Annotated in this window: 20 protein-coding genes; 2 read left to right on the top strand and 18 right to left on the bottom strand. The window is 53.2% G+C overall.

Features of this window, described 5'->3' with window-relative positions; translation table 11 throughout:
- Positions 1 to 41 precede the first annotated feature (41 nt).
- The 4 genes from SK3146_RS34420 to SK3146_RS34405 all read right to left on the bottom strand — a co-directional run bounded on the left by SK3146_RS34420 (position 42) and on the right by SK3146_RS34405 (position 6,879).
- Positions 42 to 1,778, bottom strand: a complete 1,737-nt coding sequence (locus SK3146_RS34420) for a hypothetical protein (RefSeq protein WP_249863028.1) — start codon at positions 1,776 to 1,778, stop codon at positions 42 to 44.
- A 20-nt stretch (positions 1,779 to 1,798) separates the two neighbouring features.
- A complete protein-coding gene (locus SK3146_RS34415) occupies positions 1,799 to 3,049 on the bottom strand; it encodes an efflux RND transporter periplasmic adaptor subunit (RefSeq protein ID WP_249863027.1) in 1,251 nt (416 codons plus the stop codon).
- 52 nt (positions 3,050 to 3,101) lie between these two features.
- Positions 3,102 to 6,218: an efflux RND transporter permease subunit gene (locus SK3146_RS34410; protein WP_249863026.1), complete on the bottom strand. Its 3,117-nt coding sequence runs from the start codon at positions 6,216 to 6,218 to the stop codon at positions 3,102 to 3,104.
- A gap of 79 nt (positions 6,219 to 6,297) precedes the next feature.
- Positions 6,298 to 6,879 (bottom strand): GbsR/MarR family transcriptional regulator, encoded by a 582-nt coding sequence (locus tag SK3146_RS34405; RefSeq protein ID WP_249863025.1) that lies wholly within the window; start codon positions 6,877 to 6,879, stop codon positions 6,298 to 6,300.
- A 194-nt stretch (positions 6,880 to 7,073) separates the two neighbouring features.
- Between SK3146_RS34405 and SK3146_RS34400 the strand changes: the two genes are divergently transcribed.
- Positions 7,074 to 7,961 (top strand): TetR/AcrR family transcriptional regulator, encoded by an 888-nt coding sequence (locus tag SK3146_RS34400; protein ID WP_249863024.1) that lies wholly within the window; start codon positions 7,074 to 7,076, stop codon positions 7,959 to 7,961.
- Here the strand turns inward: SK3146_RS34400 and SK3146_RS34395 are convergent.
- The 14 genes from SK3146_RS34395 to SK3146_RS34330 form a co-directional block, all read right to left on the bottom strand.
- Positions 7,877 to 8,287: a GNAT family N-acetyltransferase gene (locus tag SK3146_RS34395; protein WP_249863023.1), complete on the bottom strand. Its 411-nt coding sequence runs from the start codon at positions 8,285 to 8,287 to the stop codon at positions 7,877 to 7,879. The two genes, SK3146_RS34400 and SK3146_RS34395, sit on opposite strands and share 85 nt — an antisense overlap.
- Positions 8,288 to 8,572: 285 nt before the next feature.
- The gene (locus SK3146_RS34390; protein ID WP_249863022.1) at positions 8,573 to 9,787 is read right to left on the bottom strand and encodes an MFS transporter; all 1,215 of its coding nucleotides are present in this window, start codon (positions 9,785 to 9,787) and stop codon (positions 8,573 to 8,575) included.
- A 234-nt stretch (positions 9,788 to 10,021) separates the two neighbouring features.
- Positions 10,022 to 10,975, bottom strand: a complete 954-nt coding sequence (locus tag SK3146_RS34385) for a FecCD family ABC transporter permease (RefSeq protein ID WP_375295566.1) — start codon at positions 10,973 to 10,975, stop codon at positions 10,022 to 10,024.
- Positions 10,976 to 11,033: 58 nt separating this feature from the next.
- On the bottom strand, positions 11,034 to 12,047 hold the full coding sequence (locus SK3146_RS34380) for a FecCD family ABC transporter permease (RefSeq protein WP_249863020.1): 1,014 nt from the start codon (positions 12,045 to 12,047) through the stop codon (positions 11,034 to 11,036).
- A gap of 16 nt (positions 12,048 to 12,063) precedes the next feature.
- Positions 12,064 to 12,825 (bottom strand): alpha/beta hydrolase, encoded by a 762-nt coding sequence (locus tag SK3146_RS34375; RefSeq protein WP_249863019.1) that lies wholly within the window; start codon positions 12,823 to 12,825, stop codon positions 12,064 to 12,066.
- Between the two features lie 478 nt (positions 12,826 to 13,303).
- Entirely contained in the window at positions 13,304 to 14,011 is a 708-nt protein-coding gene (locus SK3146_RS34370; RefSeq protein WP_249863018.1) for a PadR family transcriptional regulator, read from the bottom strand.
- A gap of 275 nt (positions 14,012 to 14,286) precedes the next feature.
- Positions 14,287 to 14,733 (bottom strand): DoxX family protein, encoded by a 447-nt coding sequence (locus SK3146_RS34365; RefSeq protein ID WP_249863017.1) that lies wholly within the window; start codon positions 14,731 to 14,733, stop codon positions 14,287 to 14,289.
- 24 nt (positions 14,734 to 14,757) lie between these two features.
- Positions 14,758 to 15,369 carry a TetR/AcrR family transcriptional regulator gene (locus tag SK3146_RS34360; protein ID WP_249863016.1) on the bottom strand — a complete coding sequence of 204 codons (612 nt, stop codon included), beginning with the start codon at positions 15,367 to 15,369 and terminating at the stop codon, positions 14,758 to 14,760.
- A 163-nt stretch (positions 15,370 to 15,532) separates the two neighbouring features.
- Positions 15,533 to 16,390, bottom strand: coding sequence for an alpha/beta hydrolase (locus SK3146_RS34355; RefSeq protein ID WP_249863015.1), 858 nt, complete (start codon positions 16,388 to 16,390; stop codon positions 15,533 to 15,535).
- Positions 16,391 to 16,796: 406 nt separating this feature from the next.
- Complete coding sequence (locus SK3146_RS34350; RefSeq protein WP_249863014.1) at positions 16,797 to 17,051, bottom strand: HPr family phosphocarrier protein; 255 nt, start codon at positions 17,049 to 17,051, stop codon at positions 16,797 to 16,799.
- 187 nt (positions 17,052 to 17,238) lie between these two features.
- Positions 17,239 to 18,681, bottom strand: a complete 1,443-nt coding sequence (locus SK3146_RS34345; protein WP_249866529.1) for a nicotinate phosphoribosyltransferase — start codon at positions 18,679 to 18,681, stop codon at positions 17,239 to 17,241.
- 92 nt (positions 18,682 to 18,773) lie between these two features.
- Complete coding sequence (locus tag SK3146_RS34340) at positions 18,774 to 19,316, bottom strand: cysteine hydrolase family protein (protein ID WP_249863013.1); 543 nt, start codon at positions 19,314 to 19,316, stop codon at positions 18,774 to 18,776.
- 32 nt (positions 19,317 to 19,348) lie between these two features.
- The gene (locus SK3146_RS34335; RefSeq protein WP_249863012.1) at positions 19,349 to 20,119 is read right to left on the bottom strand and encodes an NUDIX domain-containing protein; all 771 of its coding nucleotides are present in this window, start codon (positions 20,117 to 20,119) and stop codon (positions 19,349 to 19,351) included.
- Positions 20,120 to 20,167: 48 nt separating this feature from the next.
- Positions 20,168 to 20,326: a hypothetical protein gene (locus SK3146_RS34330; RefSeq protein ID WP_249863011.1), complete on the bottom strand. Its 159-nt coding sequence runs from the start codon at positions 20,324 to 20,326 to the stop codon at positions 20,168 to 20,170.
- Here SK3146_RS34330 and SK3146_RS34325 point away from each other — a divergent pair.
- On the top strand, positions 20,325 to 21,209 hold the full coding sequence (locus SK3146_RS34325) for an AraC family transcriptional regulator (protein WP_249866528.1): 885 nt from the start codon (positions 20,325 to 20,327) through the stop codon (positions 21,207 to 21,209). The genes SK3146_RS34330 and SK3146_RS34325 overlap by 2 nt on opposite strands.
- Positions 21,210 to 21,451 lie beyond the last annotated feature (242 nt).

The raw sequence follows: 21,451 nt of genomic DNA, 5'->3' as shown, positions 1-21,451 counted from the left end.
TTCGCTGCGGCTTCTTCTTTCTTGCACTGGAAAAATTAGGATTATTGCGTAAGCTGAGTAACCAGACGTTTCGACTCGCCGCTTGCGGTCGTATAGACCTCGTACACTTTCAACGTCAGCGGAGCGTCGAACTGTTGGGACGTGCCTTTGAATACGATATTGTTTTCCCCAGTGACTAGACGGTTCGGTCCGATAAACGAATTCGTGCTGGTGCCGACCAGACGTCCTGCCGAGTCATACAGCTCGAACTGCAGCTTCGAGAAGTTGGCGTCCACTTGGACGTTCGGCTCGCGCTCGATATCCATAAAGAATTTGCCTTTGTAAGAATATTCGAAGGTCTGAGAATTGAACTGGAACGAAATATCCCAATGGGTCAGATCGAACCGGAACGGATAAACGTTGAATTTGACGGCGCCGTCTTCCGGCTGCTGCAGCGCGACCCGATAGGCGGCGATTGTCGTCTTGTAAGGCGCCGCGGTCTTCGGATCGCCGATTTTCATAGCCAAGCCTTGCCCCGACTCGGATACGGGCAGAGCGAACGAGTAATTCACGGTGATGCCGCCGTTCGGAAGTATCGGCGAATCCGTGATCGTCTGCCGCTTGCCGGTGTATTCATAGCCTTCCGCACTGACCAGATCGGCATCGAATACGGGAATCGCCATCGGACGATCGCTCTTGTTGTACAGCTTGAACTTGGCCGTCACATTTTTGTTGCCTTCCTCTTCGTTATCCTGCATCTCGAATTCCACCAGCGATACGTCGATATCCGGGTGAATCAGCTCGCTGCGGCTGTCGAACTTCATCGCGCTGCCCATCGCGTACGTCTCGTAGCTGTTGCCCAACGTTTGCGAAGGCAGCAAAATGTTCAGTCTCCCTACATTGTATTTCACGACCTCGGGAGCGGCCCCTGCGGATGCCGGAGCTTGCGTGAAGTTCTCGGTCGTCAGCACGTTGAGGCTCGATAACACCGTATCCTGTTCCGTCGGGATCGCATAGTGGATGTATTTCTCTTCCTTGCCCTCCAATACGACTTGGCCTTCCTCCACCCGCTTGCCGGAAAATACTTTGGCTCCTGTCTTCCCGTCGACGAGGAAGTCGGGTACCGTTTCGCGCTTGTCCGTCGGGTTGTAGGCCAGCAGCTGCACGACGTACACCGTTCCTTGCTCCGTCGACTGCTTGTCGATGTTCACCGGCGTATATTGAATCGGCGAGATGAGCGATGGAATTTTGAACGAATCCGACCACTTCTTGACGGCGGCTTCGTCTTTAATCTGCATATCGCTTCCTTGCCACGATTGGCCCGCAACCGGAATGGCGAGAATGAGCGTCTGTTTCTTCGGATATACGTAGTAATCTACGTCCGTCCAGTTGACTTCGGAGAGCGCGACATCATCGGTACGGTCGATGACCGCCATATAGCTCAGCTCCGTGTTTGCCTTGGACTGAATCGCCTTGGCGTTCGAAGCGCTCGGCTCCAGCTTGTATTCGGTGCCGTCCTCTGTCTTGACTCTTAGCTCGTACTCGGGAACGCGGACAAAATCGGAATAGTTATTTTTCATCCGGACGACGACGCCGATTCGCGTCCCTTCCGGAACATGTTCGTTCAATATACTCTTCACTTCAACTTCCAGCTGATCGGTGAGCGGGTAGACGGTCTGAGCCTTCACCTCTGCAGCGACCGCAGGAGTCGTCTCTTCTGCAAAAGCCGAATATCCCGTACTCATAAGCGATGCTGATAAAATCATGACGGCGGCGGTTTTCTTCAACTTTGGATTCATGGTTTCTCCTCCTTGAATTTTTATTGAGCCAGCTGAACCTTTTCTTGATCCTTCAACTGGTGCTGACCGGAGACGACCAATTGCTCGCCTTCCTTCAAACCGGAAAGCACTTCCTGGTTCGTTTCGTTCAACCGGCCCATTTCGACCTTACGCTTCTCGACCTGATCGCCTGCAAGCACGAAGACGAACGTTTCGCCGCCTTCACGAACGACGCTCAGCGTCGGAATGGCAACGACGACTTGATCCTGATCATCCGTCAGCAGGATTTGCGCTTTCATGCCCGGCTTCAGCTTGCGATCGGCGTTAGGCACCTCCAGCTCCAAAGAATACGATTTGGAATTGGCGCTCATCACATCGGCGAGGTAGCTGACCTTGCCCTTCATTTTATCGGTCGTTCCCGGAACATAGAAGGTCAGCTCCTGCTTGCCGCGCACCAGATTCGCCGAGCTCTCCGTCAATTCCGCTTTGATCTTGATCGGATCGAGCTGCTGCACCTGGGCTCCCTTGAAACCGGCGGAGATGGTCATGCCCGTCTCGACGGGCAGGTCGGTAATGATGCCGCTGACCGGAGCTTTCACTTCCATATTTTCCAGCGTGCGGTCCGCCTCGCGAATCGATACGTTCGCCGATTGCAGAGCCTGCTCCAGCTGGGAGAGCGAGTTGGTGTTCTCCAGCGTTTTCAGTTTGCTGCGGCTGCTTTCCAGATCGAGCCGCTGGTTTTTCAGCTGATCTTCCGTTTGCTCCAACTGAAATTTCGTAACGAGACCTTGGTCGTAATCGTTGCGCATCTTGTTATAATTTTTCTCCGCATCCTTGATCGCGGTTTCCTGCTTGGTAATGGCGTTCTGAAGCTCCAGCTTGGAATCCGCCAAATCTTGACGCGCTTTGTCCATCTGCTGCTGGGTTCCGGTTACGGCTATTTGCGCCTTCTCCTTGCCGATGAGCACATCGGTAGGGTCCAGACGGAAGATGACCTCCCCTTTCTCCACCATATCTCCCCGCTTCTTCACCAATTCCTGTACGTCGCCCCCCGCCTTGGCAATGACGTCGATTTGCAGCGAGGATACGATATCGGCGACCTGTTCCAGCGGATCGGCGATTTTTTGCTTTTGCACTTTTTCCACTTTGACCGTTTTGATCTGCGGCTCCGCAGCGCTTTGCGCTTGCGCATCCGGCTTGGCGCTGCATCCTGCAAACAGAGCCGCGCTTATGACGAGAGCTCCGACGACGCTCAGATTCTTTTTCACCGAGTTTGAAAATATATGGTTCATTGAACGATTCTCCCTTTCCCTTGTCGTTTCTGCGATCGAAGCTTTGATCGAATTAATGGGCGATGCCCGTCTTGGCTTCCGCTTTCCCTTTGTTTTTGCCTCTGTACAAGAACCGGATGACGCGGACTTTCATCGCATCGATAATTTCATACACGACCGGCACGACGACCAAGGTAAGCACGGTGGAGGTCGTCAAACCGCCGATAACGACTACGGCGAGACCTTTGGAAATCAGCGAGCCTTCGGACAAGCCGATCCCGAGCGGCAGCAAGGAAATGACCGTTGCTCCCGCCGTCATTATAATCGGGCGCAAACGCGTGAGACCCGCCTTCACCAAAGCGTCTCTGACGGATGCTCCTTCCTCGCGCAGCTGCTGCACGCGGTCGATCAACACGATCGCGTTCGTCACCACGACCCCGATCAGCATCAGGAAGCCGATCAACGAAGTAATGTTGAGGGACTCGCCGGCGATCAGCAATCCGAGGAAACCTCCGATAGCGGCCAGCGGCAAGGAGAACAGGATGACGAACGGCGCGCTGGCGTTGCCGAATGCAATGACCATAACCAGATAGACGAGCAGAATCGCGGCTACCATGGCGACCGCCATTTGGCCGAAGCTCTCCTGAATATCGTCGCTAACCCCTTGAACCGAAGCCCGAATTCCGCTCGGAAGCTCTACCTTCTTCAATTCTTCGGCGACTTTGGCGCTGACTCCGCCCTTATCTTTACTGTCGATCTTCGCCGTAATCTTCACGAACTGCTCCTGCATCTCGCGGGAGATTGCCGCAGGCGCGTCGACTTGTTTGATCTTGGCGACTTCGTTCAGATTCACCACGGCGCCGGTCGGCGTCGTAATTTGGAACAAGCCGATTTTGTCGACGGAATTTTTGAAATCGTCTTGAATCATCATTTGGGTCTTGAAAGTGGTATTATCGAATTTCAGCTCTCCGATATCTACCTTGCCGAGCCAGACGCGGACGGTATCCAGAATTTGTGCCGAGGAAAGTCCGTAAGCTCTCGCTTTGTTCTGGTCAACGGTTACTTCGACCTGCATTTTTTTCTCGCTCAGGTTATCTTTGATCTCCTCCAGCTCTGGGAACTGCTTCATCTTCTCCTTGATCAGCTCGGCTCCCGCCATCAGCTGGTTCAGATCGTCCCCTTTGAGCAAATAAGCGAAATCGTCGCCCGAGCCGGACATCGCGCCGCTCATCAAGCTGCCTTCGACCTCGGAGCCTTTAGGCACCATGTACAAAATTTTGTCCGCATAGGCCTTGGACATTTGCTTGGCGTCGGAAGCTTGAGACAAAGACCCAATGATCATCGCCTTATACGACACGCGCTCTCCGCTCGTATTGTTCTGATCGTAACCGACCATCGATTCGAAATAATCGAAAGCCGGCTGACCGGCGGAATCCTTCTCTTCCTTCAGCATCGCTTCAATCTCTTTCACCTTCTGATCCATCGATTCGATCGACGTCTCGCGCGGCAGCTTCAAGGTGAACATCACCTGTTTATCCGTAGCGCTGTCCGGCATGAAAGCCGCGGGAAGGAACGGCACCGTACCGCCTATCGCTACAACGAATATGAGAAAAGCGACCAGAACGGTTTTCTTCGGGTTGTCCAAAGACCATTCGAGAAACTTCTTGTACTTACTGGAAAACTTACCCAATTTTTCTTCGTCATGAAGCTTAATATTATTGTTGTTCAGCACGAGCAGCTTCGCCAGCATCGGAATGACGGTCAGCGCGACGATCAACGAGGTCATCAGCGCGACAACAAGCGTAATGGCGAACGGACGGAATATATCCCCGAGAATCCCGCCGACAAACGCAATCGGCAGGAACACGCCCGCCGTCGTAATCGTCGACGAGGTGATCGCAGACGCTACGCGCGCGGTAGCCAGCTTAATAACCGACTCGTTGCGTTCATGCGCTCTTTGCAGCTCGCTGTAAATATTCTCGATAACGACAATACTGTCGTCCACGACGCGCCCGACCGCGATCGTCAGGCCGCCCAGCGTCATAATGTTAAGCGTAATCCCGAGCGGAGCCATAATCGACAGCGTAGTCAAAATGGACAGCGGAATCGAGACTAAAACGATCAATGTCATCCGAATATTTCTCAAGAAGAGCAAAATCATCACCGATGCGAGGATGGCCCCCGATATGCCTTCCTTAAGCATCCCGTGAATCGACTTCTCTACATCGTTCGCGGAGTTATATACGGTAGTGAAATGAATATTCGGAAATTCTTTCTCCCATTCGGCGATCAGCTTCTTCACGTCGTTAGAGAACTCTACCGTGTTCGCATCCTTGCTCTTGTACAGCGTGATCCCGATGGCCGGACTTCCGTTAAGCCGGTCGATAAATTCGGAGTCGGAGATCGCCTCCACTTTGGAAATTTGCTTCAACAGCACCGTTTCCCCCGTGGCTGTCGTCAGCTTCATATTTTCCAGATTATAGATCGTGTTCAGATCGCTCTGAATCCGCACCATCTGCTCGCTGCCGTTGAAATCCGCCGTACCTGCCGGACTTGTCAATAGAGCCGCCTGAATGCCCGATTGGACTTGCGACGGCGTCATGCCATAGTTGCTTAGCGCGTTAATGTCCAGCTTCAGCTTCAGCGTCGCTTCCTGCTGGCCTACGGAGTCGACATGGTCGATCCCTTTCATCGCACTGAGCGTCGGCTCGATCGTATCTTTATAAATCCGGTTGAGCTCTTCCTGGTTCATCCCGTTATCGCCGTTGACGGCTCCGAAAAATACCGGAAAATCGCTGCTCCCGAACTTGGATACTTTGGGCTGCGAAGCCGTGGACGGCAGCTTGATGTCGGCGATCGCGCTCTCGATGTCGCGCTTCGCGTCATCCGGCTTGCGGCCGTTGACCAGCTCCACGGTAATGGCGGAGAAGCCGTCGTTCGAGGTCGAGGTTACCTTCTTCAAGCCTTCGATCCCGACGATCCGCTTCTCCAGCTTCTTCGTTACGTCCTCCATCACATCCTTGGGCGGAGCCGGATACACCGTGCTTACGAACACGACCGGCAGCGATATATCCGGCATGCTTTCCTGCTTCAGCTGCGATGCCGAGAACGCCCCCGCTACGAACAAAAGAACACTCATAATGATGACGGCCGCAGCATTTTTCAAGGAAAAATGGGTTAACTTGTTCATCTCTCTACTCCTCCATTCCTACTGCTGACTGCTCCAACTACAACTACAAAAATATAGGATCGATCACGGATATGCTAACTTAACGTTCCCCCAATTGCTGCTTCATGACCTTCCACTTCTCCTCCAGTTCCTCCAGCTGCGACATCAGCAGATCGCTCAATGCGGCGAATTCGCAAAATCGGCGCTTGAGCAAATCATGGGCTTCCATCTCTTCAGGGTGGACGTCCGGCAGCATGTCGCAGGCGGTCAAAGCCGTATCGACCATCGACCGCGTAGCCGTAATCCTGTCCTTAAACGCGCGGATCGCGGAGAGATCGACATCGTCGGATATGTAGTAGTAATTTTTGCGGTCGTTGCTCGTTGCGACTTTGTGGCATAAGGCATTGCGTTCCATTGAACGGATATGTACGCTGACCGCCGCTCGCGTCACTTTCAGCTGCTCGGCGATTTCCTGCAGGCTGACCGGTTCCGTAGCAAACAACAGCAACGCCAATATTCTCCCGACCAGAGGGCTGTGACCGTCCGCCTCCAGCAGAAGAGACATATGGTTGCTGACATATTGTTTTACTTCAGCAAAGCTTTGCGGCGCAAAATGCATAGTCCTCTCCTCTTCATTTTCTCTTGTAATGATCGGCTGCAGTAAAGATAAAATCGTTAACAAACATCTTAACCATCTACACTGACCAGTCATTCATATTGTAATATAAACAATAAACCCAATATTTTCAACACTTTTCAATAAAAAAATACGTCAAAAATATTAAAACTGACCAGTCGGTCATTTTCTTGACTAATTTTACCGCTGCGTATACAATCAACTGTAATAGACTATGTGAAACCGGGAAGGGATTCTTGATGAGAGATAAGAAGGCGCAGATCATTCAATCTGCCATTAAGCTGTTCGGAGAAAGGGACTACCACACCACCTCGATTCAGGATATCGTCAGCCTTGCCGGCGTATCCAAGGGTGCGTTTTATTTATATTTTCATTCCAAGGAAGAGCTGCTTATCTCGATTTACAACCATTTTCTGGATCTCATTTCCAATGGGATGAATCAAGCGCTTGCCAATCCTTCCTCAACCCCCAGACAAGTTCTGGAGCAAGCCATTTATCTTCAGATGAAAATCATCATGGGCAACAAGGAATTTCTCTCGATGATGCAGATCAACGGTGCCGCGTTCATTCAGAACGAAACGATTAAAGACATCCTGCTGCAGACGACATTGCAAATTATGGGCTGGTATCAGACTCGAATCATCGCCATTTACGGTCCGCCGATCGAGAAGCATTCGCTGGACTGCGCGGTTCTGCTGAACAGCATGATGAAAGACTATATGTTCTACTGCCTAAGCTACCATGTGGCGCGCAAGCCCGAGGAGCTGGCTTCCTTCCTGTACGAGCGGCTGGATGATCTGGTTCAAGGCATGCTGCGCAAAAATGACGGGCCGATCCTCTCCTCCATCGACATGCTGCGAAATATGGGACTGTGCGGCGAAAGCAGCACCTGGATGCTAAAGGTGGAACGGTTCAAACAGTGGATCGACACCCATATCGAGGACCAGCGCGCATCGGATACGATGCTGCAATCGCTGGAGGCTCTAATCGGGGAGTTGAAGAAAGAGGACCCGAATGAAATCATTATCCAGGGAATGTATAACTACTTGGTTACCCTGGGCAAGGACAACGCGGAGCTGCTGCGGCACTTGGAAGATTTGTTCGCCTGGAGATTGACGAAATCGTAAAAACGCCGAACAGAAAGCAGCTGCCGCCCAAATGACCGGGAGGTCAGCTGCTGCAAGTTCAAGTTCACCGCATCCTCAATGAATCCGATGATTTCATAACCGTGCTTCATATAGAAATCGGGAGCTTGAAAGCTGAACGTATCCAGCTCGATGAAATCGCATCTCCGCTCTGTCGCCATCTTCTCCATCTCTTGCAGCAGCTTGCTTCCGAACCCTTGTCCCCTCAAACTCTCGTCGATCCAAACGATATCCGCCTTCAAATAATTCCATTTCAGCGCGCCGGTCGCCCCTCCTTGCACTATTCTGTCTTCATCGCGAAGAAACAAGCCGAAGGGCTCGTACCGCTCTACGTTCCGATCCGTTAACCGCAGTTATATAATATGATAGCATCCGGACCAAACATTCTCATGGTAGCTTTTGATTATAAACAACCTTTCCCCTTCATCAGAACGGTAGCTGCGTAAGCTGCGGATGTCTTCATCGCATGCCGTGTTAGTTTTTTTACACGAAGCGTCATCCTGACGTCCCGCGGGTTTCAATGCCTTCACCCTGTAAAAAAGCCGCACAACAAGGACGGCCTTGTCTGCGGCTTGGCACAGCGAAATATGAGCTTAGAGCCCGCGCACGGTCTCGTCCTTTGGCAGCAATACGGCGAGAAGGCCGAGCAGCGGCAAATATGCGCACAGCTTCATGATGAAAGCAATGCTGGTCGCATCGGCGATCGAGCCCAGCACGGCGGAACCGAGGCCGCCGAGGCCGAACGCAAGACCGAAGAATAAACCGGAAACGAGTCCGACTTTGCCCGGCAGCAACTCCTGCGCGTATACCACAATAATGGAAAATGCGGATGAGAGCACGAAGCCCGCGCAGACGCACAGCACGCCGGACCAGAACAAATTCGCATACGGCAGTAAAATCGAGAACGGCGCCGTCCCCAAGATGGACAGCCAGATGATGTTTCTGCGCCCGTAACGGTCCGCCAGCGGTCCTCCGAAGAACGTGCCCGCCGCCGAAGCGACGAGGAAAGCGAACAGATACATCTGCGAGTGTTCGACGGTTACTCCGTAATCGTTAATCAGATAAAAGGTGTAGAAGCTCGTAATGCTCGACATGTACACATGTTTGGAGAAGACGAGAAATACCAGGATGACGATCGCGATCGTAATTTGCAGCTGCGTAAGCGACGTCGTCCGTTCCCCGGCGCTCTTGGCCTTGGATGAACGTCTCGGCTGAATTTGCTGCTTGCCGTACCATCCGGCTACATAATATTGGATCGCTATCGCGATGATAGCCGCAATCGTAAACCAGATGACCCCGATTTGCCCCAAGGGCACGAAGATCAGCGCCGTCATGATCGGGCCGAGCGAGCTGCCGATGTTGCCGCCGACCTGAAATATCGACTGCGCGAGCCCGCGCTTCCCCCCGGCCGCCAAATAAGCGACCCTCGACGATTCGGGGTGGAATACGGCCGAGCCTACCCCCATCGCGATCACCGCCAGCAGGATGACGGCAAAGTTCGGCGCCAGCGCCAGCGAAATAATGCCGATCAGCGTAAAGCAGACCCCCACCGGCAATATGTACGGCCTCGGACGAATGTCCGCATACAAACCTACGACCGGCTGCAGGAACGAAGCCGTCATATTCATCGCAAACGCGATGAGTCCGATCTGCGTATACGACAGCTGCAGCGTATCCTTCAATATCGGGAATAACGCCGACACGGTCGACTGCATCGAATCGTTAAGCAAATGAACGATGCTGATGGCAAATATAATCGGAAATACCGTTGAAGCTACAGGTGCTGCTTTCGCAGCGGTTTTCTCCACAGCCTATCTTCCTCTCTCTGTCTTTTTCTATAGCGGGCTTGATAATCCGGCGCTACGAAGCGTATTCAGAGATTATAACATGGCTTGACGGCAAGTCAACCGCCATTTTCCCGCCAAATGGGGCGCTTTTCCCGATAAAACGCGCACCCAGACGATGCGGGCTCCGATTTTGACCGCCAAGCTCGGCCTTCTGCTTCCTGCATATTCCAAGAACGCCCGCCCGGGCCCCCTCGCTCAGGCTTTAGCCTTATACAGCAAATAGACAAAATAAGGCACGCCGATCAAAGCGACGACGATCCCGACAGGAACCTCCGCCGGAGCGAAGACCGTCTTGGCGATCAGATCCGAGACGACCAGCAGCAGCATGCCGACCATGCCGCATACGGGAATGATATGGCGGTGCTGCAGCCCGACGAGCCGTTTGGCGATATGCGGCGACATTAAGCCGATAAAGCCGATGCCGCCGGATACCGAAACGCAAGCGCTGACGATGCCGACGCTGGCGATGAGCAGCAGCGCCTTCTCCTTCTCCGCCGAGACGCCGAGGCTGATCACGCTGCCCTCCTCCAGTTGGAACAAATCCAGTATGCGGGAGCGGCTCCAGATGAGCGGAACCCCGATCACAAGCCACGGCATAATCGCCGCAATATATTGCCAATTCGCATTCCATATGCTGCCCGTAAGCCAGACGGTCGCCATTTCGAAATCGGTCGACTTCATCTTTAACGTCAGGTACAAGGAGACGGCGCCAAGCCCCGTACCGATCGCAATTCCGGTTAAAATCAGCCTCTGCGGGTCCAAGCGCCCGTTTTTCCAGGAGAATGCGTAAATGAGCGCCGCAGCGCCAAGCCCTCCGGCCAAACCGAACAGCGGCATCGTCATGACGGCGAGCCAGCCGGCACCTTTGAGCTGCCCTTGGAGGAAGAACATGAACAAGACGATTGCCGTCCCCGCTCCGGCGTTAATGCCCAATATCCCCGGATCGGCCAGTCCGTTGCGGGTAATTCCCTGAATGACGGCGCCGGCGACGCCGAGCCCGATGCCGACGAGCGCGGCGATCACGATGCGCGGCAGCCGGAATTCCAAAATGACCAGATCGTGCTCCGGCACGGGATCGATTCGAAGCAGCGTGCGGATAACATCGGCGGCCGTAATATCGAACGTTCCGTTCGTAACGCTCACATACATCGCCAAGATCACGGCGGATAGTCCGATCGCGAGCACGGCCGCCAGCCGTTTTCCTGAATTAAGACGCATGCTTGCCGCCTCCTCTCGTTCTCGCCAAATAAAGGAAGAACGGTACGCCGATCACGGAAGTCACGACGCCGATCGGGGTTTCGAACGGATAATTCAGAAACCGGCTCAGCACGTCGGATAATCCTAAGAATACGGCGCCCAGCACGCCCGCGCACGGAATGATCCACTTGTAGTCGATGCCTCCTATCAGGAAGCGCGTAATATGCGGGATGATCAGCCCGACAAAGCCGATCTTTCCGGCCAGCGCGACGGAGACTCCGGTGAGAACGACGACGGTCAGCGCTGCGGCCGCCTTCACGGCCGTCGTTCGCTGTCCCAGACCGGCCGATATTTCGTCTCCCAGCGATAATATGGTGATCGACCTGGAAATCAGCAGAGCGGCGATGATCCCCGCCAATCCGAACGGGAGCGCCAGCTTGATTAAGTGCGGGTCCATTTGATGGAGCCTGGCATTATACCAGAAGCTGATGCTTTGCGATATTTGGAAATAGGTCGAGATCGCCGCCGAAAAGCTGCTTAGAAACGTGCCGATAATCGTCCCGATGATGGCCAGACGCACCGGGGACATCCCTCCCGGCAGAAGCCACGCCAGCCCGAAGACGATGCCGGCGCCGAGCGCCGAGCCGACAAATGAGTATAAAATCATCTCGATGGAAGAAGAATTTGGCAGCCAGATCATGCACATCGTGATGGCGAAGGCCGAACCGTCGGACACCCCCATAATGGAAGGGGATGCCAGATAGTTTCTGGTCATCCCCTGCATGATGGCTCCCGAAATAGCGAGGAAGGCTCCGATGAGCAAAGCCCCGATAACCCGAGGCAGTCGCGAGTTCACGACAATCTGATGGTTGACGTTGCCGGGATCAAAATGAACCAGCGCATCCCACAAAGTCGCCGAGTCGATATCTTTGGCTCCGTACATGATGGATAATACGATCGTCAAAATGATGGCGGCCGGCGAGCACCATAAAATGACGGCCGGCAAATTTTTTTTAAGCTGCATAAGCGTTGCACTCTCTTTATCTTATTTTCTTGTCCTTACCTGTTCGGTCGGCGAACAGCCATTGAAGCGCCTTCGGCAATCGCATCGGAAACAGCGACGGATCATGAGCCGCTCCCTCTTCGACATCGAACCGCAGACGGTCATCGTCATGTCCCATTTGCCGCAGCAGAGCGTGCACCTGCCGGTTCAGCGGATACATTTGCTTGCCCTCGATGCTGCCGACATCCATATAGATTCGGCGATACGCTCTATCCTCTAACGAATGGGCGCGCATATAATCGACAAAGCCGGGATACCAGTACGAGCCCGAAATCGACCCGATCCGGCCGAATCGATCCGGGTGCAAGTATGCCGCATACATTGAGATCAAGCCTCCGAGCGAAGCCCCCGCCATTGCGGTATGCTCCGGTCCTTCCAGAACCGCATAGCGCTCCCTGATATAAGGGATCAGCTTCCGAACGATCAAGTCGGCGTATTCGCTCCCCCGGCCTCCGAAGTCGGCGAATTTGGCCGAAAGCGCTTGAGCGGGCCAAGGCGTATATTCATCCAGCCTTTGCAGCGGCCGAATTCCGACGAGAATCAGCTCCCTGAGCTCCCCGCTTGCGAACTGCCGCTCCAGCACAGTTAACGATTCGCTGTACTTCGGGTCAAACAAATTGCCTCCATCATGAACGTAAACGACCGGATAAGCCCTATCCGGCTTTGAGCCGTATGTCGGCGGTACATAAATCGTCAGCTCCCGGTTATCCCAGAGCTCGTTCTTTAATAATCCCTTCATCGCTTCATCCTATCCGCCTTGTTCGTGGTAATGTTAAGGCATATTGACGTGTAAATGATAATCATTATCACTATCGTAATCTATCATAGACATTGCCGCAATTCAATGGACAGTTTCCAGAACTGTTTTGCACTTTTTTCTTCATAGCGCTTGAAAGGGTCGTGATTTATTCGTAACCTGCAAAAAAAGATACCAGCACCTTGCGCTTTTTCGTTCTTAAATAGAACAAATCCCCCAAAAGTGACGTGATACTCTGAAGCTTATTCCGTCCGCATCCAGCCTAAGCTGGATCGGCGTCTAACCCTTCCTCTGGGATCGTTCTATGGGTAGACTTTCCTTTCGGGGGTGCCCACGGATTTCCACAGGATATGGCTGCGCATCATTTCCTAAACAACGAGAAAGACGCCTTGACGGCGTCTTAGAGTGTTACTATTCTGCTTTTCATTTCAACAGGCCTGCGCTACGCTCCGTTATGCCGTTACGGGCGCTGCTCTTGCTCCGTATCCGAATCGGATGAACCGGAACCGCTAACCGAGTCGGCCTGATCGGCCTGATCGGGTTGCTGCACGGTCAAAATGTGATCGACATCGGTCTTAAGCTGACGGAAAAGCTGCTGCAGAGCGGCGAGCTGCTCCGGCTGAAGGGCGCCTCCCCGCGCCGCCAGCAAAATCTGCTTTAACGTGTCTTTGCCGGACTCCCGAAGCTCCATCAGTTCGGCCGGGTTCGCTTGGGCGCGGTGCTCCTGTCTGTGTCCTCTGCCGCGGGGTTCTTCCCGCTCTCCCTTCGCTTTCCACTCGGATACGGCTTCCTGTCCCAAGTCGGTAATCCGGTACACCTTCTTGCCGTCCTGCTCGCCGGAGCGAACCCACTCTCGGTCCTCCAGCATCTGCAGCGTCGGGTAGATCGAGCCGGCGCTCGGCACATACAGTCCTCCGGACGCTTCCTCCAGCGCCTTCATAATCTGATAGCCGTGCATCGGCTCGGCGGCAAGCAGCTCCAGCAGCGCGAACTTGACGTCGCCGCGGCCGAAATACCGCTTGCCGCCGCCTCTGCCTTCCCCGCGTCCTTCGCCGCGGAAGCCGTGTCGGTAATAAACCTCCCGGCCCCCGTCAGGCGGAAAAGCTCTTCTGCGATGATGGTGGTCGCCGTAAAACGGCCAATGCTCCTCTCGGCCGCCTCGTTTCATACGATACCTTGCTTGATCTGCGAAATGCTTTTTCAATGCAATCTCTCCCTTAATAAAAGAATACGATATATCGTTATATTCATAATAACGATATATCGTATTGAAGTCAATCTTCATTTTCGCGTTCACCTGAAGTTTTTATCGCCAACGGGAAACGCTCTTTATTACGCTAAAATAGCCCCGCAGCGCGAGGCCTTGGCTTTGATGCTGATGCAGGCGCTTGACGGGAAGCTGCAGCATGAATCATGCCGCTTAAAGTCGAACCCCCGCTGTCTTTAGCTTACCGGATAGCCTGCCGTCAGCACCGCCGCCAAAAAGACGATCTGCAGCACCGTACGCAGCAGCAGCGGCGTCGCAGGCTTGCCCGCAAGCGTCAAGCCGTTCCTGGCCGCCCTGATATTGGCCGGAAACATCATTAGCAGCATGCAGGCAAGACATAGCGAGGCGGCGCGCGCCGTTGCCGGCAGGACGATGGCGGCGGCTCCGATCACTTCCAGCCAGCCTGTCGCCGAGATAATCCAGTCCGGTCTCGGCAACGACGCGGGAACCATGCGAATCAGATCCGGCCGCCGTTTCCCCCAATGCGCCGTGGCCGCCAGCAGGAACATCAGCGCCACCGCGATCCGCAGCGGATGAATCCAGTCGTTCATAGCCTCCCAGCCCAGCCAGCCCGCAAGCCGCAGCAATACAAAAGAACCCGTCAACGCATAGAATGGCGCCATCTTTTTTCCCTCCGCCTAAAATAATTAACGATCACTTTTTTTCTCCGGCTGCAATATATCAACCATTAATTTCGTGAAATCGCCGATTTGAAAAGCTTTCTTATCCGAAGCGATAAAGCCGCGCACACGCAAACCGAAGGAGATAAGCATGAACAGATCGGCCGTTTTGTCGGCGTTCACACTCTGCGGGATGACTCCATGCTCCTGTCCCGTCTCAATCCATTTGCGCGAAAATTGAGCCGCCTGCTCGTAAAACCTCCTAATCTCCTCTACCGCGGATTCATCGCTTCTGCCAAGCAAATACATAAAAATTTGATTCGTAATATCGCGCGATTCCTCCAGCACAGGCAAACTGTTCGCAATGGCGCCCATCGGTCCCGCGAACCGGACCTCTCCGTCTTCATGGATAACCCCTTCGAAAAATCGGCTGTTCGTTTCCTCCAGCTTCTGCTGAAGAATCATAGCCAGCAATTCGTCTTTGCTCTTGACGTAATGAAAGATCGCCCCCTTCGACAGTCCGGACCGTTCCATAATATCGCTGAAGGTCGTTTTGGCGCAGCCTTTTTCGCGAATCAGCTCCTGAGTCGTATCAAGCAGCAGCTGCCAAGTCTGCTGTCGTTTCAATTCTCTCTTCATAAGTTCCTCCGCAATCTTTGAGATCGATCATGATGCTTTACATGAAGCATATAACTCATTATACAAACCGACCAGCGGTTTGTAAATAGATGGACGAATCCCCTATAGGGAGTCGTCTACTGCTTAAAGCCATTAAAATATAACACGGAGGCTGCGGATCTCGTTATTTCAAATAGGCGTCCAAAAACCGGATGATCAGCGGCCTAAGATCGATGGCCGGAGCTGCCCTGCTCGGCAGACGCTGCCTTGCTCCTTCTACGGCATACTGGCTAACCGTGTTCAATTCCTTCAGTTGGTTGACGAATTCGTCGGACAGCCGGAATTGAATCTCCTCATCCTGTTCGCCATGGACAATGAACATCGGTGGCACATCCTTGCTCTTATGACGGGTGGCTTCAAGCTTGGCGGCCGCTCTCCAGGCTGGATCCTGCGAGGCCGGCGCAAGCGGCACACCGCTGAAGCTCTTGCTTCCCCAGGTAAGCACATCCGGGATACCGTACAAATTAACCGCGCACTGGATGCTCGATGAATATTCGGCGTACAGCCCTTCTCCGAGCAGCCCCCGGTGATTGGCGGTAAACGCGGCGAACAAGGCCAGATGCCCTCCGCTCGCCCCGCCGATAATCCCGATTCTCTCGGGGTCGATATGATAGGCTTCCGCTTGTTTTTTGGCGAAACGAACTGCGGTTTTGCAATCGTACAAGTTATTCGGCCATCCCGGAATAAGCAGATCGTGGTTCCAACGTTCCACGGAATGCCGAGCAACCGCGCAATCGATGATCATGACGACATAGCCGCATGCCACCAGATTGACGGCAATCTGCAAATCCTTTAGCCCGCTGCGCCTGCCGGCCGCCCAGCCGCCGCCGTGTACGACGATAATACAAGGAAAGGTTTCATTTCCCGGATATTGGGGCAAGTATACGTCCATTTGTTCCTTCCTGTCAGGCCCCAGGTAAGAAACCCCTTTCTCTATCCGGTACGAAACCGGGTCGAACCAGTTGGAAACCGCGCGTCTCATATTCATGTCCTCCGTCTTCTCAGGTACAAATTCCTGTTTGATTAACCGCTTACTCAAACAGTGGATTAAATTTCATTTTTTTCCTATTGTAGACGTTTTCATCAGCAGGGTCATGGGGTAAATTTACGGTCTTCTTGTGTTTTTTTACGATTCTCAGCAGCGGCATGGGCATAATAGCGACAAGACAAGGACTTGCGGGATTAGGGCGGCGTTGTCGCCGCGCAGGGGTTTAACGTTCAGCGGCGTTGGCTGTTATGGCAATGCTTCCCATAACGATAATTGTTGATCGCTCCTGTACTGGGCGGTATGCGGACGAATCTCTGCGGCAAAAAAATAACCGCTTTCCTTCGTCAGCGGTCTTTTCCTACGGCGGCGGTATGGGGGATAGCGATGGCGGGCCGAGCGATCAATGCTTTTCCAGCAGGCTGCTCATCGCCTCGATAGCCTCTTCTTCATCGCTTCCTTTCGTTTGAATCGTAATTCTGGTGCCCTGGCGAATCGGAAGCAGCATCATTCCGAGAATGCTTTTGGCATCCAGCTGTATGTTTTCTTTCTCAAACTTTATTTTGATATCCGAGCTGAAATGGCTTGCTTTTTGCACGACCATTTGCAAATACTGGGGCTGAAAATCGGCAGCGACTGTAATTTCATGCACTCTCATTTTGATTCCTCCGATCCTATAAGTAGGATTGATCGTGTGCTTATTGCACAGGTTGATGTCATTATACTATAAAATCAGCCGTTAGGTAAGCGTTATCAACACATTTATTATATTCCTGGAAAAAATATACGAAAGCCCGACATCCCGGTCGCCAAGCGGCTTCCGATCGTCGGGCTGGGGCAAAACATTACGCTTGGTACTGATGGATCAAATCCATCTTCAGTTCCCACGCGGTCGTGCTCAGGTTGACCGGATATTCGGCGGGATTCAGCTTGCGCAAGTACTCCGGCCAAAACAAGGCGAGCTGCTGCTGGTGATGGCTGCGAATTTGGTCCAAAGTCGGCAGTTCGTACACCTGGCGGCCGTCAACGAAGATCGGCGTCAATAGCGGCTTGGCATCGTAATTATCCACGTATCTGTAAATGTACGAATGCACCTTATCGAACAGCTTCAGCTTCTTGCCCTGCTGTACCTCGTTCTCCCCGGTGAGCGCCACGTAGTCGGCCACGGCTTTACCCGTTTCGCGACTGACGATCCGGAATACGTCCTTCCTGCCGGGATTCGATACCTTCTCGGGATTTCCGGAAATTTTGATCACCGGTACTAGCTCACCGTCTTTCTCCCGGGCAACCAGCTTATATACGCCGCCCAGAGCCGGCTGATCCGCGGCCGTAATCAGCTGTGTTCCTACACCCCAGCTATCGATCTTGGCGCCCTGCGCCTTCAAGTTGAAAATAATATTTTCATCGAGATCGTTCGAAGCTACGATAACGACATACGATAGTCCCGCCTCATCGAGCATGGTCCGCGCCGTTTTCGACAAATAAGCCAAATCGCCGCTGTCCAGCCGGATACCGCCCATCCGTTTCCCCTTCAGTTCCATTTGTTTGGCGATTTTGATCGCATTCGGAACCCCGCTTCTCAGCGTATCGTACGTATCGACCAGCAGCGTCACCTGATTGGGCAGCGCCTCCGCATACCGTTCGAATGCGATTTCCTCCGAATCGTTGGACTGTACCCAGGCATGGGCATGAGTGCCTTTGCTCGGGATGCCGAACAGCATGCCCGCCCTCATATTCGACGTAGCGTCGAACCCGGCGATATACGAGGCCCGCGCCCCCCAGATCGCGGCATCCGCCTCCTGCGCCCTTCTCGTCCCGAACTCCATCAGCGTATCGTCCGGCGCAACCTGTCTAATACGGGAAGCCTTCGTAGCAATCAGCGTCTGGAAGTTCATGAAGTTCAGCATCGCCGTCTCCAGAAGCTGCGCTTCGAAGATCGTAGCCTCCACCCGGATGAGCGGCTCGTTGGGAAATACGATCGTGCCCTCTTCTACACTGCTGATATTGCCGCCAAAGCGGAACCCGCGCAGCTTATCGAGAAAAGCCGGATCGTACTGCTCCTCCTGCTCGCTTAAATATTGAATCGCCGCATCGTCGAAGTGAAGGCTGTTCACGTAGCGGACGATCCGCTCGAGTCCCGCAAACACCGCATATCCGTTGCCGAACGGCAGCTTGCGGAAAAAAACTTCAAACACCGCTTTATGATTCAGCGTGCCGTGAATCCAATGCGCGTACATCATATTGATTTGGTATTTATCCGTATGCAAAGTCAAGTTATCGTAGGTCATGCCGATCACTCCATCCACAGTTCGTCATATCGTTATCGAATTATTCCAGAATCCGTCCGGATTCCAATCAGTGTTCCCTCTTCTAAGCCGGGTTAAAACTTGGCTACCACGCTGGCGCCGAGCGTATGTTCAAAATGCCCCAGGGCCCATTCATGCCCTGCCGCATTAAAGCTGGCTGCCGCATCCCGGTGAACGACGATGTCGAACCCTTTGTTATACGCGTCGACCGCCGTATGAAGCACGCATATATCGGTGCAGACGCCGACGAGATGAAGCTCGCGGATGCCCCGCGACCGCAGCTTAAGCTCCAGATCGGTCCCGCAAAAAGCGCTGTATCTCGTTTTATCCATCCAATAGATCGCTTCCCGGCTGCCTTCATACACCGGCTTCAGCTTGCCGTACAGCTCGCGGCCGCTTGTGCCGCGGATATTATGGGGCGGAAACAGCTTCGACTCGGGGTGCAGCGGATCGTTCTCATCATGCAAATCTACCGCCATGACGACGAAATCCCCGCTCTGAACGAACTCTTCCGTAAGCTCCGCAATGCGTTCCTCAATGTCGATAGCCGGCTGGCCGCAAGGCAGCTTCCCTACGACAAAATCCACCGTATAATCAATTACAATAAGAGCTTTCATCTTGGCACCGTCCTTTTTTTATCATAGTGGGATTAGCTGTAAATCGACAGCTGCGGCTCCAGTCCCGTGAAGCAGTACAGCTGCGCCGCGCGCTGGGAATATTTATTCGACATGAGCGGCTGCCCGGCGGCATCCTTCACTTCCTCAATCAGCCCTTTGCGGCTCTGGGTGGAAGTAATTTTGCGAATAAAGTTCGGCTCTTCAAAATCGGGACAAACCGTCTGAATCACCTGGTACAGCTCGCCGATCGTGAATTGCCCGGGCAAAAACTGCTTGGCGATCGTCGTCGTCAGCATCTTTTCGCGGATACGCCTCAACGCGTCCTGCACGATTTGCCGGTGGTCAAAAGCAAGCTCCATCGAAAGCGCCTCCCGCACGGGGAATAATCGGACCTCCGCGGCATCGTCCGCCGCCCTCCGCTTCTCCAAGTACTTCTCGTTCACCAGGGCAAAAAAAGCATGAGAGATGATCCAACCCCGCGGGTCGCGCTTCGGCGTACTGTACACGTTGAAATATTCGAGGTGCACATCGGCCACCCCCGTTTCCTCCAGCAGCTCCCGGCGCGCGCATTCGTGAACCGTCTCGGTTTCCCTGGAGAACCCCCCGGGAAGCGCCCATTGTCCGGCGAACGGCCATTGCTTCCGCTTAATAAGCAGCAGCTGCAGCTCCCGATGGGGCAGCGATTTCTTCGTCCCCTGCTTTTCCGTTGAAGTGATGGTGAAGATGACGATGTCGGCAGGCGCTCCGTCCGGTGTGCGATATTTGCCGGCATGGTAGGTCGTTTCGTTGTCTTGGGAATCCATCCGCTTCACCTGACCGTTTCTTTTTATATTGTCGATTTGATATTATCATTATGACATATTTATTTCTTTTGTCAAGACTCTTTTCTCAAAATAGGCAAAGCTGCCCTCGTCCATAAAAATTTCGTTTCGCATCGCCATACCGATGCCGGAAATGTTAGAATGGATATACACTTTGTCTGCAAAGGAGGCGCCTTTCTTGCCGGACATTTTCGGACCCAAATATTATATCGAGAACGACTCTTTTTCCATCCAATACATGTATCGTAAAGGGTTTTCGACGATGTCGACGCCTCATTTTCATCCTTTTTACGAAATTTACTTTTTGCTTCAAGGCGAACGGACTTACTTCATTAACGGCAACATCTATACCGCCCGACGCGGCGACATGATTCTTGTAAACCCTTACGACGTACATAGAACGACGAGCTCCGAGGTGCAGGAATTCGAACGCATCCTGATTAATTTCAAGGAGACGTTCGTGCCGCCCGGCGGCGCCCAGACGCTGGTGCGCTTCCTCCCGTTCGCGCAAGGTTCGAGTCTCGTCCGGTTTTCAATGAAAGAGCAGCCGGTCGTCGAGCAGATGATCCGGGAAATGCTGACGGAATGCGAGAATCAGCAGGACGGTTACGTCGAATATATCAAGTCGCTGATGAGCCAACTCTTGATCAAGATTTTCCGGCAGAGCACGGAGGCCAAACAGGAGCCGCTGCAGTACGCCCATCCGATGCATCAGAAAATATCGGAAATCGCCACGCATTTGAACCATCATTTTCAGGAAAATATTACGCTGGAGCAGACCGCCAAGCAATTTTATATCAGCACTTCGTACTTAAGCCGCGTGTTTAAAAAGGTGACCGGGTTTCACTTCAGGGAGTACCTGCAGCTCATCCGGGTCAAGGAAGCGCAGCGGCTGCTGCGCGAGTCGCATGAGAAAGTGCTGACGATCGCCGAGAAAACCGGCTTCGAGCATGTCGCCCATTTCAACACGACGTTCAAAAAAGTTACCGGCATGACCCCGCTCCGCTACCGCAAGCATAACCGGAACAGCGTCCCCCATCCGGTAGGGCAGGAGCAGGATTACTCGATGTAAGGGGGGGCTTGAACGAGAAAAAGGCTGCAGCTTGTTAACGGCTGCGGCCCGTTACAATTTATTCATAGCGATTGTTAAATATCAAGCTTCCGGGTATCAATCCGTTTCACCATTTCAGGATCGCATAACAGACGAATATGGAATAATTCAATTACGTGATACTGAAATCCGGGTATGGACCGTTCATCCAATCAAAGAGACTGCAATTTAGAATAAAGAAATATATACGCTTTAATATGTTC

This window comes from Paenibacillus konkukensis (assembly GCF_023523925.1).
Taxonomy (GTDB): Bacteria; Bacillota; Bacilli; order Paenibacillales; family NBRC-103111; genus Paenibacillus_S; species Paenibacillus_S doosanensis.
Note: the sequence above shows the minus strand (reverse complement) of the source record. Positions and strands in the feature narration are given on the sequence as shown.

Bases quoted from the DNA above. Each gene is read 5' to 3' on its own strand.
- SK3146_RS34420 (WP_249863028.1), bottom strand. From the start codon at position 1,778: ATGAATCCAAAGTTGAAGAAAACCGCCGCCGTCATGATTTTATCAGCA.
- SK3146_RS34415 (WP_249863027.1), bottom strand. From the start codon at position 3,049: ATGAACCATATATTTTCAAACTCGGTGAAAAAGAATCTGAGCGTCGTC.
- SK3146_RS34410 (WP_249863026.1), bottom strand. From the start codon at position 6,218: ATGAACAAGTTAACCCATTTTTCCTTGAAAAATGCTGCGGCCGTCATC.
- SK3146_RS34400 (WP_249863024.1), top strand. From the start codon at position 7,074: ATGAGAGATAAGAAGGCGCAGATCATTCAATCTGCCATTAAGCTGTTC.
- SK3146_RS34385 (WP_375295566.1), bottom strand. From the start codon at position 10,975: ATGTATGTGAGCGTTACGAACGGAACGTTCGATATTACGGCCGCCGAT.
- SK3146_RS34380 (WP_249863020.1), bottom strand. From the start codon at position 12,047: ATGCAGCTTAAAAAAAATTTGCCGGCCGTCATTTTATGGTGCTCGCCG.
- SK3146_RS34375 (WP_249863019.1), bottom strand. From the start codon at position 12,825: ATGAAGGGATTATTAAAGAACGAGCTCTGGGATAACCGGGAGCTGACG.
- SK3146_RS34370 (WP_249863018.1), bottom strand. From the start codon at position 14,011: ATGAAACGAGGCGGCCGAGAGGAGCATTGGCCGTTTTACGGCGACCAC.
- SK3146_RS34365 (WP_249863017.1), bottom strand. From the start codon at position 14,733: ATGGCGCCATTCTATGCGTTGACGGGTTCTTTTGTATTGCTGCGGCTT.
- SK3146_RS34360 (WP_249863016.1), bottom strand. From the start codon at position 15,369: ATGAAGAGAGAATTGAAACGACAGCAGACTTGGCAGCTGCTGCTTGAT.
- SK3146_RS34355 (WP_249863015.1), bottom strand. From the start codon at position 16,390: ATGAGACGCGCGGTTTCCAACTGGTTCGACCCGGTTTCGTACCGGATA.
- SK3146_RS34350 (WP_249863014.1), bottom strand. From the start codon at position 17,051: ATGAGAGTGCATGAAATTACAGTCGCTGCCGATTTTCAGCCCCAGTAT.
- SK3146_RS34345 (WP_249866529.1), bottom strand. From the start codon at position 18,681: ATGACCTACGATAACTTGACTTTGCATACGGATAAATACCAAATCAAT.
- SK3146_RS34340 (WP_249863013.1), bottom strand. From the start codon at position 19,316: ATGAAAGCTCTTATTGTAATTGATTATACGGTGGATTTTGTCGTAGGG.
- SK3146_RS34335 (WP_249863012.1), bottom strand. From the start codon at position 20,119: ATGGATTCCCAAGACAACGAAACGACCTACCATGCCGGCAAATATCGC.
- SK3146_RS34330 (WP_249863011.1), bottom strand. From the start codon at position 20,326: ATGTCCGGCAAGAAAGGCGCCTCCTTTGCAGACAAAGTGTATATCCAT.